15 protein-coding genes are annotated in these 14,556 nt (G+C 72.8%); 8 read left to right on the forward strand and 7 right to left on the reverse strand.

The features are described 5' to 3' along the window. Positions 1–7: 7 nt before the first annotated feature. The 5 genes from C1N91_RS13265 to C1N91_RS13285 form a co-directional block, all read right to left on the reverse strand. Complete coding sequence (locus tag C1N91_RS13265) at positions 8–427, reverse strand: GlcG/HbpS family heme-binding protein (RefSeq protein WP_254678257.1); 420 nt, start codon at positions 425–427, stop codon at positions 8–10. 16 nt (positions 428–443) lie between these two features. Next, positions 444–1,439 (reverse strand): dihydroxyacetone kinase subunit DhaK, encoded by a 996-nt coding sequence (gene dhaK / locus C1N91_RS13270; RefSeq protein ID WP_137768102.1) that lies wholly within the window; start codon positions 1,437–1,439, stop codon positions 444–446. Between the two features lie 98 nt (positions 1,440–1,537). Then, positions 1,538–2,167 carry a dihydroxyacetone kinase subunit DhaL gene (dhaL, locus tag C1N91_RS13275; protein ID WP_137768103.1) on the reverse strand — a complete coding sequence of 210 codons (630 nt, stop codon included), beginning with the start codon at positions 2,165–2,167 and terminating at the stop codon, positions 1,538–1,540. Next, positions 2,164–2,952, reverse strand: coding sequence for an HAD-IA family hydrolase (locus C1N91_RS13280; RefSeq protein ID WP_137768104.1), 789 nt, complete (start codon positions 2,950–2,952; stop codon positions 2,164–2,166). Before C1N91_RS13280 ends, dhaL begins: the two co-directional genes overlap by 4 nt. Beyond that, positions 2,949–3,827, reverse strand: coding sequence for a class II fructose-bisphosphate aldolase (locus tag C1N91_RS13285; protein ID WP_137768105.1), 879 nt, complete (start codon positions 3,825–3,827; stop codon positions 2,949–2,951). Before C1N91_RS13285 ends, C1N91_RS13280 begins: the two co-directional genes overlap by 4 nt. Positions 3,828–3,968: 141 nt before the next feature. Between C1N91_RS13285 and C1N91_RS13290 the strand changes: the two genes are divergently transcribed. After that, a complete protein-coding gene (locus tag C1N91_RS13290) occupies positions 3,969–4,706 on the forward strand; it encodes a GntR family transcriptional regulator (protein WP_137768106.1) in 738 nt (245 codons plus the stop codon). Positions 4,707–4,833: 127 nt separating this feature from the next. Here C1N91_RS13290 and C1N91_RS13295 read toward each other — a convergent pair whose 3' ends face one another. Together C1N91_RS13295 and C1N91_RS13300 are read right to left on the reverse strand one after the other, a co-directional pair. After that, positions 4,834–5,118 carry a GNAT family N-acetyltransferase gene (locus tag C1N91_RS13295; RefSeq protein WP_175416025.1) on the reverse strand — a complete coding sequence of 95 codons (285 nt, stop codon included), beginning with the start codon at positions 5,116–5,118 and terminating at the stop codon, positions 4,834–4,836. A 154-nt stretch (positions 5,119–5,272) separates the two neighbouring features. After that, a complete protein-coding gene (locus tag C1N91_RS13300; protein WP_137768108.1) occupies positions 5,273–6,187 on the reverse strand; it encodes a DMT family transporter in 915 nt (304 codons plus the stop codon). Between the two features lie 71 nt (positions 6,188–6,258). Here C1N91_RS13300 and C1N91_RS13305 point away from each other — a divergent pair, with 71 nt between their 5' ends. From C1N91_RS13305 to C1N91_RS13335, 7 genes are all read left to right on the forward strand, one after another. Beyond that, positions 6,259–7,107: a LysR family transcriptional regulator gene (locus C1N91_RS13305; protein WP_137768109.1), complete on the forward strand. Its 849-nt coding sequence runs from the start codon at positions 6,259–6,261 to the stop codon at positions 7,105–7,107. Between the two features lie 87 nt (positions 7,108–7,194). Next, complete coding sequence (locus C1N91_RS13310; protein WP_254678258.1) at positions 7,195–8,007, forward strand: fructosamine kinase family protein; 813 nt, start codon at positions 7,195–7,197, stop codon at positions 8,005–8,007. Between the two features lie 82 nt (positions 8,008–8,089). Next, positions 8,090–10,282, forward strand: a complete 2,193-nt coding sequence (locus tag C1N91_RS13315) for an ArnT family glycosyltransferase (protein WP_254678259.1) — start codon at positions 8,090–8,092, stop codon at positions 10,280–10,282. 38 nt (positions 10,283–10,320) lie between these two features. Then, positions 10,321–11,043 carry a response regulator transcription factor gene (locus C1N91_RS13320; protein WP_137768112.1) on the forward strand — a complete coding sequence of 241 codons (723 nt, stop codon included), beginning with the start codon at positions 10,321–10,323 and terminating at the stop codon, positions 11,041–11,043. 134 nt (positions 11,044–11,177) lie between these two features. Further along, positions 11,178–12,644 (forward strand): sensor histidine kinase, encoded by a 1,467-nt coding sequence (locus C1N91_RS13325; protein WP_175416027.1) that lies wholly within the window; start codon positions 11,178–11,180, stop codon positions 12,642–12,644. Between the two features lie 140 nt (positions 12,645–12,784). Next, complete coding sequence (locus C1N91_RS13330; RefSeq protein WP_137768114.1) at positions 12,785–13,105, forward strand: hypothetical protein; 321 nt, start codon at positions 12,785–12,787, stop codon at positions 13,103–13,105. Between the two features lie 97 nt (positions 13,106–13,202). After that, complete coding sequence (locus C1N91_RS13335; protein ID WP_137768115.1) at positions 13,203–14,513, forward strand: glycosyltransferase; 1,311 nt, start codon at positions 13,203–13,205, stop codon at positions 14,511–14,513. Positions 14,514–14,556: the final 43 nt, after the last annotated feature.

Here is a 14,556-nt window from a genome sequence, read left to right on the forward strand (position 1 = left end):
CCGCCGCTCAGAACGCCGCGGCTCCGGCCTCGGCGACTTCCTGATCCTGCTCGATGGTTCCGGTCGAGACGCCGATCGCGCCGACGACGCGGCCGTCGCGGACGAGGGGGATGCCCCCGGCGAAGACGACGAGCCGACCTCCGTGGGCGTCGCTCAAGCCGAACAGGTCACCGGTGGGACGGGTGACGTCGTTCAGGTCCTTCGTCTGCGTCTGGAACGCGATCGACGTGTACGCCTTGTTGATCGCGATGTGGATGCTGCCGATGTTCGCGGTGTCCATGCGCACGTGTGCCTTCAGGTTGCCGCCGGCGTCCACGACGGCGACGTCCTGCGGCTGACCGATCTCCTCGGCCTTCGCGACGGCGGCGTCGATGACGCGCCGGGCGTCGTCGAGGGTGAGGCTGTCCTGGATCTTCTCGTTCGCCACGGTGTCGTCTCCGGCTTCAGAAGGTGCGGATCGGGATCTCGGCGGGAGCGGCGAGGAGTTCCTCGACCTCGTCGTCGAGCTTGACGAGGGTGATGGAGGCTCCGGCCATGTCGAGCGAGGTGCAGTACTCGCCGACGTAGCTGCGGACGGGGGTGATCCCCTGGGCCACGAGCTTCTCGTGGGCGATGCCGTAGAGCAGGTAGAGCTCGCTGATCGGGGTACCGCCGAGGCCGTTCACCATGAGCGCGACCCGGTCGCCGTCCGCGAACGGCAGGTCCGAGACGATCGGGTCGAGGAGGATGTCGACGATCTCGTCGGCGGAGACGATCTTCTGCCGCGCTCGCCCGGGTTCGCCGTGGATGCCGACGCCGACCTCGATCTCGTCGTCGCCGAGCTCGAACAGCGGGGAGCCCTTCGCCGGCGGGGTGCAGGCGGTGAGCGCGACACCCATCGTCCGGGTGACGGAGTTCACCTTCTGGCCGATGCGGACGACCTCGTCCAGGTCGGCGCCCGCCTCGGACGCGGCTCCGACGGCCTTGATGACGAAGAAGTTGCCCGCGACCCCTCGGCGACCGATCGTGTACGTGGAGTCCTTCACGGCGACGTCGTCGTCGATGAACAGGGTCTTCACCTTGATGCCCTCGGCGTCGGCGAACTCCTCGGCCATCTCGAACGCCATCTTGTCGCCCGTGTAGTTGTTCACCAGGAGCAGCACGCCCTTCGGGCTGTTCACCCGGCGAGCGGCGGCGACGACGTAGTCGGTGGGCGGTGCGGCGAAGACGTCGCCGGGACAGGCGGCGTCGAGCATGCCCTTCCCGACCACCATGACGTGCGCGGGCTCGTGCCCCGAGCCGGAGCCCTGCACGATCGAGACCTTGTCGTCGCGCGGAGCGTCGGCGCGGGCGATGAGATTGGCTTCCGGGTCGTAGCTCAGGGTGTCCGGGTTGGCGAGGGCGAGGCCCTTGAGCATCTCCGGGACGAACTGCTTCGGGTCGTTGACGAACTTCTTCACTGCGGTTGCCTCACTTCATCGTGGTGGTCGGGTACTGCGGAAGGTCGTGCGGTGGTGGTTGTCGGGTCCTGCGGGAGGTCGTGCGGTGGTGTTGCGCGTCACCAGTCGTCAGCGACGCGCTCGGCGAGCACGGCCACGGCGACCGCGCCGGGATCGGGCCAGCCGATGCTGCGTTCGCCGGTGTACGAGGCCCGGCCGCGGCGTGCCTCCAGCGCCGAGGTCGCGTCGGCGGCCTGTCGTGCGACCTCGGCCGCGTGCCGTGCGATCGCCGTCGCGTCCGCACCGGCGGCGGCGTCGGCTTCGATGGCGTCGGTCATCGGCACGATCGCGTCGAGGAGGGTCTTGTCGCCGAGGTCTGCACCGCCGCGCTTCTTGATCCCCTCGACCGCGGCTCGGAGCATCGCGACGACGTCGTCGGCCCCCAGGTCCTCACGGCCCTTCACGACCCCGGCCGCCCGGAGGAACGCGGTCCCCCAGATCGGCCCCGACGTGCCGCCGATCCTGCTGCTCATCGTCATCGCGACCTGCTGGAGGAAGGTGCCGGGATCGGAACGGTCGTAGCCGTCGAACCCCTCGAGCACGTTCTCGAACCCGCGGGCGAGCGAGTACCCGAAGTCGCCGTCGCCGGCCACCGCGTCGAGGTCGCTGAAGTACGTCTCGTTCTCGACGCAGGTGGTGGCGATGAGCCGGACGGTCTGTTCGAGGTGCGTGGTGGCGGCGGTGGTCATCGTGGTCCTCCGGTCGGGTTCGGGAGCTGGGTGAGGGTGTCGAGCGTGACCTGGCCGTCCGGTTCGACGTGGGCCGGATCGGCGATGACGTGGGCGGGGGTCTCGGGCAGGTCGCCGAGTCGGTCGACGACGAGCGCGGCACCGGTGAAGTCCTCGCCGGCGGTGTAGCTGCTGACGGTGACGACGGTGGTCAGGCCGGCGCCCAGCGCTGCACGGAGCCCGTTGGCGCTGTCCTCGACGACGACCACGTCGGCCGGGTCGACGCCGAGCTCGCGGACGGTCAGCTCGTAGACGTCCGGCGCCGGCTTCTTGCGCGGTACGACGTCGCCGGCGAACACGCGGAACCAGGTCGCGGCGTCGTCGCCGACCGCGTGCTCGAGGACGGCGCGGACGGATGCCTCGGCCGAGGTGGACGCCACCGCGAGCAGCCACCCGGCGTCGTGGGCCTCGTGCACGATCCGGGCGATGCCCGGTCGAGCGGGCATCACGCCGTCGCGCACCATCGCCGTGTACCGCCGGGTCTTCTCGGCGTGCCACTCGGCGACGAGCGCGCGCTGTCCGTCGGGATCGGCGGGGAGCCCGGCACGGTCGACGAACTCCGGCGTCAGCAGGGACGCCAGCCGCTCCTTCCCGCCGCCGATGCGCAGCACCTCGGCGTAGTCCTCCTCGCTCCACCGGACGGGCAGGTCGAAGTGTGCGAAGGTCGCGTTGAACGCCGGCAGGTGCCCGTCGCGCTCCGTGTCGGCCAGGACCCCGTCGCAATCGAAGACCAGCGCGCGGGTCACGGCCGACCCGCCGTGCTGTCGTCGGCCTTGCCGTCCGCGCCGAACCACGCGACGTGCTCGGCGATGACATCGGTCACGGCGGACTCGATCGCGGCGACGAGCTTTGGCGGGTCCCAGGAGTCGGTATCACGGGCGTGCTCCAGGTGGGCGAGCGATGCCCGCATGTAGGCGTGCTTCACCGCCGTCGAGATGTTCACCTTCGAGACGCCGGCGTCGATGAACGCCCGGAAGTCCTGCTCGCCGAGACCCGTGCCGCCGTGCAGGACGATCGGGCGGTCGGTCAGTCGCGCGAGCTCGGCCGCGCGCTCGGGGAGCAGGACCGGATCCGCCTTGTACAGTCCGTGGCTCGTCCCCAACTGGGGCGCCAGGAGGTCGGCACCGGTCTGCTCGGCGACCTCGGCGAGCAGCTCGACCGAGTACGCGTGCCGCGACTCGTCGCTGCCGACCCCGTCCTCGACACCGAGGATGTTCTCGATCTCCGACTCCACGTCGACACCGGCGGCATGAGCGGCCGCCGTGACCTCGCCGGTCTCGCGCACCGCGTCGTCGAGGCCCCGGTCGGAGGCGTCGAACAGGACGCTCGACCACCCGGCGGCGATCACGTCGTCGAGCACCGCCCGGTCGGGACAGTGGTCGAGGTGCAGGGCGACCGGCACAGCGACGTCGCGGGTGAGCGCTCGGAAGAGGTCGGTCGTGAAGGCGGTCCCCGAGCTGCGGACGGTCTTCACGGAGATCTGCACGATCAGCGGAGCGCTCGTGCGGACCGCCGCGGCGACCACCGCCCGCATGCTCAGTTCGTCGAACACGTTCACGGCCGGTACCGCGTACCCGCCGTCCCGTGCGGTCCTGGTCAACGTCCTGGTGGACACGTCCATGCCTGGGTCCTCACTTGCGTCGTTGCGTCGTGGGATGTCGTCTCCGTCGACGACTGCTCGGACTGTACCTGTCTATACCGGACTCGACAAGTATCATGAGCGGCTACCGGATGTGCATCCGCGCAGGGAACGAGGTGGACCGTGCTCGACGAGGTGGACCGCGATTCCGCCGTGCCCATCTACCAGCAGCTCGAGGACATCTTCACCGCGAAGATCACCGGCGGCGAGTGGGCACCGAGCCAGCGGATCCCGTCCGAGAACGAGTTGAACCGGTACTACGGCACCAGCCGGATGACGGTGCGGGGTGTGCTCACCAAGCTCACCACCGACGGCCTGCTCACACGGGTCCCGGGCAAGGGGACGTTCGTCGCGCCGGAGAAGATCAACGCGGTGTCCCCCGCGTACCGCGGCATCCGCGAGCAACTCGAGGTCCTCGGGTACGACATCAGCACCGACCTCGTGTCGATCGACCGGGGCCCGGCGCCGGCCCGCGTGCGGGACCGTCTGGGACTCGGCCGCGACGACGACGTGTTCGCGATCGTCCGCCTGCGCTCGGTCGACGGCAAGCCGCTGAGCGTGCACAGGTCGTTCGTGCCGGCCGCCCTGGCGCCGACGCTCGACACGCTCGACGTGGTCGGCGAGCAGCTCTGCGTGGTCCTCGAGGACGCCTTCGACCTGGCGATGCACGAAGTCGCGGAGGGGCTCGAGGCCGTGGCGGTCGCGGATGCGGACGCATCGCTGCTCGGACTCCGACACGGCGATCCCGCACTGCAGCTCACCGACGTGATCTCGGACCGCGCCGGCACGACGTTCGAGTACTCGACGATCGTCTTCCGCGGCGACCGGATGCGCCTGCAGTTCGACTACACACGACCCTGACCCGACCACTCCGCAGCGCCCGCGAGCGCTACCGGTCCACCTGCTTCGCGTACCAGCGGTCGGAGTACGGCTCGGCGTTGAAGGGTCCGACCCCCCGGTAGCCGAGCCGCTCGTACAGGGCGCACGACTAGGCGAGCTCCCCGCGGGTGTCGAGACGGACCACGTCGATGCCCAGTTCCACGCACGCCCGCTCGACGGCCGAGACCAGCTGCCTGCCGACGCCCCGTCCTCGGGCCTCTCCGCGGGTGAACACCTTGGTCGGTTCTGCGACGTCCCCGAGGAAGCGTGCACCGGCGCACCCGACCGGCTCGCCGTCGTCGAGTGCGACCAGGAGCACGCTGGTCGTGCCCGTCAGGTCGTCGGACGGCTCATCGCGGAGGGCCTGGTCGACCTCGTCCTCGGACAGCGCCACCCTCGCCCGACGGCTCACCGCGGCCGGGCTCCCGCTCTCCACGGAGCCCGAGACGACCTGGTACGACGTCGGCGACGAGCAGGCGGGTCCACCAGCTCCTCGTGCAGGACCCGGACGGCTACCTGCTGCGCTTCCAGCCCTCGATCGGCCGGCGCTAGCCGACGATACGAGCGGACGACACGACCCGCCGCCGCCCGCGCAGCAGCCCCGACGCCAACGCGATCCCGAGCAGCACCACCACCCCGCCCACAGGCTCGTTCCACCGCAGCGGCTCCCCCAGCACGAGGACCCCGAGTGCGACCCCGACGACCGGCGTCAGGTAGGTCACCGTGGAGGCCCGGCCGGCGCCCCACGCCCCCACCAACCGTGTGTTCCACGCGTAGGCCAGCCCCGTGCCCACCGCACCGAGCGCGACCATCGCGGCCACGATCCTCCAGTCCAACTGCACCGGACCCGTGGCGATGACGGGCGCGACGAGCAGCATGAGCAGCGCGGCCAGGCTCAGCTGCACGGTCGCGACGGTGGTCGGGTCCTGCCCGCTCCCGACGCCGAAGCGGCGGAGCCACGCCAGGCCGATGCCGTACGAGGCGGTCATGCCGAGCAGCGCGAGCTGCCCGGGCACGGTGGCGAGCACGGCGGGGTCGCCGACCAGGTCCCAGGGTCCGACGAGCACGAGCACCCCGACGATCCCGAGGGCGATCCCGCCGAGCTGTCGGCGACTCAGCCGCTCGGACGGCACGAGCACGGCGAGTGCCAGCAGCGTCATGATCGGCGTCGTCGCGTTGTAGATGCTCGCCAGCCCCGACGGCACGGTCTGCTCCGCCCACGCCATGAGCGACGACGGCACCGCGTTCAGGAAGACCGCGACGACGAGCAGGTGCCCCCACACGCGCGGCTCCCGCGGCCACCGGCGACGGGTGACGAGCAGCACGATGACGAGCGTCACCGCGCCGAGCACGGTGCGCACGGTGGCGACCTGCTGCGGTGCGAGTCCCTCGAGGCCGATCTTCGCGAAGAAGAAGCTCGAGCCCCAGGTGAGGGCGACCAGGACGTAGAGGAGGGCGTTCACGAGCGCTAGCATCGACCACCACGCGGGCATGTGTCGAACGACTGCACCGCATGACGGCATGAAGGGAACGCATGAGCCTCTCGATCCAGCAGCTCCGCGCGTTCGTCGCGACCGTGGACGCCGGCTCCTTCACCGGCGGCGCCTCCGCACTTGGCGTCGGCCAGTCCGCCGTGTCGCACGCCGTCGCCGGGCTCGAGCGCGAGGTCGGCGGCCCCGTCGTCCGCCGGGGCGGCGCAGCGGTCGTGACCCCGCTCGGCGACCGCATGCTGGCCCACGCCCGCAGCGTGCTCGCCTCGGTCGACGCCCTGGAGGCCGTGGTGCGGCCCGCCACGGCCCGCGGCACCGTGCGCCTCGCCGCCGTGCCGACCGTCTGCCAGGGCCTGCTGCCGCGGCTCCGCGAGCTGTGGGCGGTGACGCTGCCCGACGTCGACGTGCAGGTCTACGAGGGCGACGACGACGAGATGCCCGAGTGGCTCGAGGGCGGCACCGTCGACGCGGCCGTGCTCGTCGACCCGGTGCCGGTGCCCGACGGCGGCGTGGTCGTCGCGCGCGACGAGATGGGTGCCGTCGTGCGGCGGGACCACCCGCTCGCGTCGAGTGCGGCGCTGACGCTCGACGACCTGCACGAGGACGGCCTCGTCGCCGGCGGCGGCGGGTGCGAGCACCAGATCCAGCGGATGCACGAGCTCGCCGGGCAGCCGTTCCGCTGGGCGCACCGCGTGCGGGAGATGAGCACGATGTTCGGCATGATCCAGCGCGGCGAGGGGGTGTCGATCGTGCCGACGCTCGGTCGCGTGATGCTGCCCGACGACCTGGTGATGCTGCCCGTGGAACCGCGGTACGTGCGGACGCTGGTGCTCAGCGGCCCGGCCTCGCGGCCGTGGCACCCGCTCGCGCATGCCCTCGTCGCTGCGGTGTGACGCGTCCCGCCGGCTGCTCCTCCGGCCCCCGGCCGACCCGCCGCGGAGTCTGAACGCCTGCACCGTGCCCTCGGCAGGATGGAACGCGTGCCCGACATCCACGTGAAGACCTTCCGCGACCCCGACGAGGCCACCGCCGAGGCAGCCGGCCTGGCCTGGCTCGCCGAGGCCGAGGACACCGGCGGCACCCGGATCGCCCGCGTGCTCGACCACCCGCAGCCGACCGTCCTGCACCTGGAGCGGATCGCCGACGGCTCCCCGACGCGGGCGCAGGCCGAGCGCTTCGGCCGGTCGCTCGCGCACACCCACGCTGCCGGTGCGTCGCACTGGGGCGCGCCCTCCCCCGGGTTCCCGACGAGCGGAGGGCTCCGGATGGGCCGTTCGCGCACACCGTTCACCACCGCGACCGACGCTCCGGCGAGCTGGGGCGTGTTCTTCGCCGAGTACCGCATCCGCGACTTCGTCCGCCGCATCGTCGACCGGGGCGGGTTCGACGCTGCCGAGGCCGCGGTGTTCGACCGCGTGGCCGACCGGCTCGAAGACGGCACGCTCGGCTCCCCGCAGCCCCGGCTCGTCGGCGACGCGCCCGCGCGGATCCACGGCGACCTCTGGGCCGGGAACGTGCTCTGGCCGACGGACGCCGCGGAGCCGACCGGGGCGGTGCTCATCGATGCCACACCGCACGGCGGGCACGCGGAGACGGACCTGGCGCTCCTGGCACTGTTCGGCCTCCCGCGGCTCGAGACCGTGCTCGCCGCGTACGACGCCGAGTCCCGCCTCGCCGACGGGTGGCAGGAGCGCGTCGAGCTGCACCAGCTCGCGCCCCTGCTGCTGCACGTGTTCCTGTTCGGCGGGTCGTACGCCGACCACGCGCTGCGCGCCGCCCGCCGCTACGCCTGATCCGACCGGCGGCGCTGCGGTCTTAGGAAGCGCCAAGGCCGGACATCGGATCGGACCAACCGGCACGGCGATGCTCGCTGCCATGACCACGTACCCGATCCCCGTGACCGACCGTCACGACCGAGCGCAGCCGGGAGCGCCGACGCGCCGCCCGGCCGTCGCCCGTCTGTTCCTCGGCGAGCGCGAGGACGCCCGCTGGCTCCGCCCGACCTTCTGGGCGCTCCTCGTCGTCACCGCCGTCGTGTACCTGTGGGACCTCAGCATCTCCGGGTACGCCAACAGCTTCTACGCCGCCGCCGTGCAGGCCGGCACGAAGTCGTGGGAAGCGTTCTTCTTCGGCTCCCTCGACTCGTCGAACTTCATCACCGTCGACAAGCCCCCGGCCTCGCTGTGGGTGATGGTGCTCTCGGCGCGGGTGTTCGGCTTCTCGTCGTTCAGCCTGCTGCTCCCCCAGGCACTGATGGCCGTCGGCTCCGTCGCCCTGGTGTGGGGGACGGTCCGGCGCACGCTCGCCCGCCTCGGCACGACGACCGCGAACGTCGGCGCGCTGCTCGCCGGGTTCGTCGTCGCCGCGACGCCGGCCGCCGCGCTGATGTTCCGCTTCGACAACCCGGACGCGCTCCTCGTCCTGCTCATGACCGCGGGTGCGTACGGCACCGTCCGGGCGCTCCCGAAGGGCAGCTGGCGGTGGATCGCCCTCGCCGGCGTCGCCCTCGGCTTCGCGTTCCTGACGAAGATGCTGCAGGGGCTGCTCGTCCTGCCGGCGTTCGGCCTCGTGTACCTGTTCGCCGCGCGCACGACCTGGGGTCGGCGCGCGATCGGCCTCGGCATCGCCGCAGTGTCCCTGGTCGTCTCCGCCGGGTGGTGGGTCGTCGCCGTGGCGCTCTGGCCCGCGGAGTCCCGCCCCTACATCGGCGGGTCGACCGACAACACGGTCCTCGACCTCGTGTTCGGCTACAACGGGCTCGGCCGGATCTTCGGCGGCTCGGGCAACGGCGGAGGCGGTGGCGGCGGTGGCGGCATGGGCGGCACTGCGGGCGGCTCCTTCGGTGGCGCCACGGGCCTGGACCGGCTGTTCTCCTCCGAGATGGGCCTCGAGATCTCCTGGCTCCTGCCCGCCGCGCTCATCGCCCTCGTGCTCGGCCTGATGGTCGTCGGCCGTCGGCACCTCGCCGACCCGGCACGCGCCGGCCTGGTGCTCTGGGGCGGTTGGCTGATCGTCACCGGACTCGTGTTCTCGTTCATGTCCGGCACGATCCACCCGTACTACACGGTCGCCCTCGCCCCGGCGATCGCCGGCCTGGTCGGCACCGGCGGCGCCCTGCTGTGGCACGCCCGCGAGCGCATCACCGGTCGCCTCGGCCTCGCTGCGATGGTGGGCGGCACCGCGTACTGGAGCTGGTGCCTGCTGAACGAGAACCCGACGTGGCTGCCGTGGCTCCGCTGGGTGGTCCTGGTCGGCGGCCTCCTGTCCGCTGCGGCGATCGTCGTCGGCAGCGTCCCCGGCCTCCGCAAGGCCGTCACCGTCGGCGTCCTCGCCGGCACCCTGTTCGGCCTGACCGGCACGACCGCCTACGCGCTCGCCACGACGACCGTCGCGCACTCCGGGTCCATCCCGAGCGTCGGTCCGGCGGGCAGCGGCTCCGGCGGCGCAGCAGGCTTCCCCGGCGGTGGCGGCGGGCAGCCGGGAGGCACGGGAGGCCCCGGCGGATCGGCCGACGGTTCCCAGGACGGCGGGTTCCCGGGCGGCGGTCAGCCGCCGACGAGCGCGGCGCCGGAGGGCACGACCGGCGAGCAGCCGACGATTCCCGACGGCTCCGGCGAGGCGACCTCCGGGGGCGCGACCTCGGGTGACGCGACCTCAGGCGACGCGACCTCGGGCGACGGCACCCGGACCGGCGGCGGTACGACAGGCCCCGGCGGCACGACGACCTCGTCCGCGCTGACGAAGCTGCTCGCCGCCTCGGACGCGAAGTGGTCGGCCGCGGTGAACGGCTCCCAGTCCGCCGCGCAGCTCGAGCTCGACACCGACACGGCTGTGATGGCCATCGGCGGCTGGTCAAGCGACCCGGCGCCGACGCTCGCCGAGTTCCAGGCCTGGGTCGCGGCCGGTGACATCGGGTACTACGTGTCGTCGGGTTCCGGCGGCGGGACGGGTGGCGGCCCGGGCGGCGGATCGTCGACCGCGAGCGCCATCCAGGAGTGGGTCGCCGCGAACTACGAGGCGACCACCGTCGGCGGCCAGACGGTCTACGACCTGAGCGCGTCGCAGTGACGCACGACGAGGACACGGCGGTGGCTAGGCTCCGTGCCATGACGGAGCGTCCCCTGCAGCGCACCGACGGCACGCCCGTCCGTGTCCTCGTCGTCGACGACGAGCACGCGCTCGCCGACGCCGTCGCCCTCGCGTTCGAGGGCGACGGCTGGGCCGTGCGCGCGGTGCACCGCGGACGGGACGTCCTCTTCGCGGCGCGGGAGTTCCTCCCCGACGTGGTCGTGCTCGACGTGATGCTGCCGGACATCGACGGCTTCGAGGTCCTCGAGCGGCTCCGCGACGCCCGCGATCCGGTGCGCGTGCTGTTCCTCACGGCGCGGGACGCCCCCGAGGACCGGCTCGCCGGGCTCACCGGCGGCGGAGACGACTACCTGACGAAGCCCTTCGGCATCGACGAGCTGCTCGTCCGCGCCCGGATCCTGGCGCGGACCGCACCGCAGGTCGTGGCAGCACCCGGGTCCTCCGCGATCGTCGTCGGGGACCTGCGACTCGACGAGGAGGACCGCTCTGTCCTGCGCGACGGCGAGCCGATCGACCTGACGCCGACGGAGTACGAGCTCCTCCGCCACCTCGCCCGGAACGCGAACCGGGTGCTGTCCCGCGAGCAGATCCTGGCGAGCGTGTGGGGCATGGACTTCGGCACCTCGTCGAACCTGGTCGACATGTACGTGTCGTACCTGCGGCGGAAGCTCGACGCCGGACGCGAGCCGATGCTGCAGACGGTCCGGGGAGCCGGCTACGTGCTGCGGCCGACGACGTGAGCCGGCCGGACCGGGCGGGTCGCGCCTCTCCCCACCGGCACGGCCGGCCCGCCACTGGCGCGTCGGTCCGGAACCGGCGACGTGGGCCCCGACCGGAGCGCGCCCCGTCGCTGCGGTGGCGGATCGTCGGGGCCGTGGCGTTGCTGCTCGTCGCGACGAACGTCGTCGTCGGGGCGGTGACCGTGATCGCGTACCGCGAGTACCTGGTCGGACGGCTCGACGCGGAGCTGGCGACCGCGGCCGGACGGACCCCGGGCGGGCAGCCGCCGTCCGGACCGCCCCCGGACTCGTCCGGCGCACAGCAGGACCCGGAGAACCGGTTCATCGGGGCACCCGGCCAGGCCGCCGACACCGTCGTGGCGATCCTGCGCGACGGCGACGCCGTGCTCGCCGGGTACACCGACAGCCAGGGCGAGCAGCACCGCCTCAGCCGGGCAGAGCAGTCCGTGCTCGCGGACGTCGCACCCGGTGCGGAGCCCACGACGGTGCAGCTCGGGTCGCTCGGCGCCTACCGCGCACAGGCGGTGACCCGCGGCGGCGACGTGTTCGTGACGGCGCTGCCCCTCGGCGACCTGCGTGCGTCGGTCGTCCGGCTGGTGGTCGTCATCGGGAGCACGACGCTGCTCGCGCTCCTCGTCGCCGCCTGGGCGCTGACCCTGGCGGTCCGACGGTCGCTGCGTCCGCTCGAGCGCGTCGCGTCGGTGGCGTCGAGCGTCACCGCGCTCGACCTCGAGCGCGGGGACGCCGACATCGCCGTCCGGGTGCCGTCGACGGACCTCGTCGTCAGCCGCGAGGTCGGACAGGTCGGCACCGCGCTCAACCGGCTGCTCGGGCACGTCGGCCGGGCGCTGACCGTCCGGCGCGACGCCGAGCGGGGCATGCGGACCTTCGTCGCCGACGCCTCGCACGAGCTGCGCACACCGATCGCGACCGTCCGCGCCTACGCCGAGCTGTCCGCCGGTGCCGACGACGTCGCGGCGCTGCACCGGAACGCCGAGCGGATCGGTCGCGAGGCCGTGCGGATGGGCGACCTGGTCGAGGAGCTCCTGCTGCTCGCCCGGCTCGATGCGGTCGCCCTGGCCGCCGGACCGGCTCCGGTGCACGACGCCGTGGACCTCACCGCCACCGTGGTCGAGGCCGTGATGAACGCCCGGACCACCGCGCCCGACCACCGGTGGACGATGCAGCTCGCCGACGACAGTCCCCTGACGGTGTCCGGCGACGCGGGGCAACTGCGGCGTGCCGTCACGAACCTGCTCGCGAACGCGCGGACGCACACACCGTCGGGCACGACCGTCGTGGTGTCGTTGCAACGGGTCCAGCACCCCGGGCCCGGCGAGGCCGACACCGGCGGGCTCGCGCGGCTCGTCGTCGCGAACGACGGGCCGCCGATCGAGGCCGAGGTCCTGCCGGTCCTGTTCGACCGCTTCACCCGGGGCTCGTCGTCCCGCTCACGTGAGCAGGGGACGAGCGGACTCGGGCTCGCGATCGTCCACGCGGTCGTGGCAGCACACGGCGGGACGGTCCGGGTCGCGTCGGAGCCCGGGCGCACCGCGTTCACGGTGGACCTGCCGGAGACCGCGGATCGATCCGACACCTGACGATCCCGGTGCACGATCCCCGCGGTCGGCGGACCGGGATCGGCACGCGTCCACCGCACGGTCGTCGCACGCTGCCGAGATGAAGGCGCTTCCGTGCACCCCGACGAGTACGCTGCGGGCACCGGCGGAAGGGGACCGTGATGGACCAGCGACACGACGACGTGCGGAGCGGCGGTCCTCGAACGACGGGCCAGCGGTTCGCCCGGCTGCCCGAGCGGGCCCGCACCGAGGACCTGGTCGTCGAGGTCCCGGCGTTCGAGGACGACCGCCCCCAACCCGAACCCGAGCCCCCAGCCGCCGCCCCCGAGCTCGTCGCGGCGACCCGGTTCGCGCAGACCTCGCACGCGACGCCGACGATCCGGCGGACGCAGACGCGCGCCGGGCTCTGGATCGCGGGCGTGCCCATCGCGGCGCTTGCCGTCGTCGCCGTCGTGCAGATCGTCCTCGGCGCCACCGGCTGAGCCGCCCCACCGCTTCGCTGAGCCGTCCCACCGCTTCTTACGGGCACCACAGGGTGCTGCTGCGGTCCGCATCGGCACGCTGCCGAGCCTGGGCGGCATGACGGAAGCAGCCACCCCCCACGACAGCAGCACCCCGCTCGACAGCAGTACCGCGCTCGACATCGACATCGTCGTCCCCTGCTACAACGAGCAGGGCACGCTCGCCGCCCACGTCCGGCGACTGCACCACTTCTGCCGGACGTCGTTGCAGCACACCTGGCGCATCACGATCGCCGACAACGCCTCGACCGACGACACCGCTCGGATCGCCGACGACCTCGCCGCCATGCTGCCGGAGGTGCACGCCGTCCACCTGCCGCTCAAGGGCCGCGGGCGGGCGCTCAAGGCGGTCTGGGCAGCGTCCCCCGCGGCGGTGCTCGTCTACGTGGACGAGGACCTGTCGACCGACCTCGCGGCACTCGAGCCCCTCGTCGCACCGCTGTTGTCCGGGCACTCGGACGTGGCGATCGGCACGCGGCTCGCCGGGTCCTCGCGGGTCGTCCGGGGCGGCAAGCGCGAGTTCATCTCCCGCTCGTACAACCTGCTCCTCCGCAGCACGATGGGCGTCTCGTTCTCGGACGCCCAGTGCGGGTTCAAGGCGATCACCCGCCAGGCGGCGGACCACCTGCTGCCCCTGTGCGAGGACGACGCGTGGTTCTTCGACACCGAGCTCCTGGTGCTGGCCGAGCACGCGGGACTGCGCATCCACGAGGTGCCCGTCGACTGGGTGGACGACGTCGACTCGTCGGTGCACATCGCCTCGACCGCGGCGGAGGACCTCAAGGGCATGTGGCGCGTCTCCCGCGGTCTGGCGACCGGGCGCATCCCGATCGCCCCGGTGTACGACGCGATCGGACGGCAGCCCTTCACGACGCCGCACGTGGGGATCGTCGGGCAGCTCCTGCGGTTCGGCACCATCGGCGTGCTGTCCACCGTCGCCTTCGCGGTGCTCTACGCCCTGTTCCGCCCGGCGATCGGGGCGCAGACGGCGGACTTCCTCGCGCTCCTCGTCACCGCGATCGGGAACACCGCACTGAACCGACGCTTCACCTTCGGGGTGCGCGGCCGTGCCGGAGCCGGGGTCCACCACGTGCAGGGGCTCGTCGTGTTCGGCATCGCGTGGGCGATCACCGCCGGGTCGCTCGTCCTGCTGCACGCCACCACGCCCGGGGCATCGCACGGCGCCGAGGTCCTCGTGCTCACCGGTGCGAACCTCGTCGCGACCCTGGTGCGCTTCGTCCTCTTCAAGGCCTGGGTGTTCCGCACCCGGCGCCGTCCGGTCCTCGTCCACCCCACGGCATCCCCCGCAGCCCCGTCCGCGCCGGCACCCGCCGACGAGCGTCCGGTCCTCGAGGAACGCGCCGGCTGACCGCCCCGCGCCCGATCACCCCCGCGAAACGCAACGTGGGCGA

It is taken from the genome of Curtobacterium sp. SGAir0471, from assembly GCF_005490985.1.
GTDB lineage: Bacteria > Actinomycetota > Actinomycetes > Actinomycetales > Microbacteriaceae > Curtobacterium.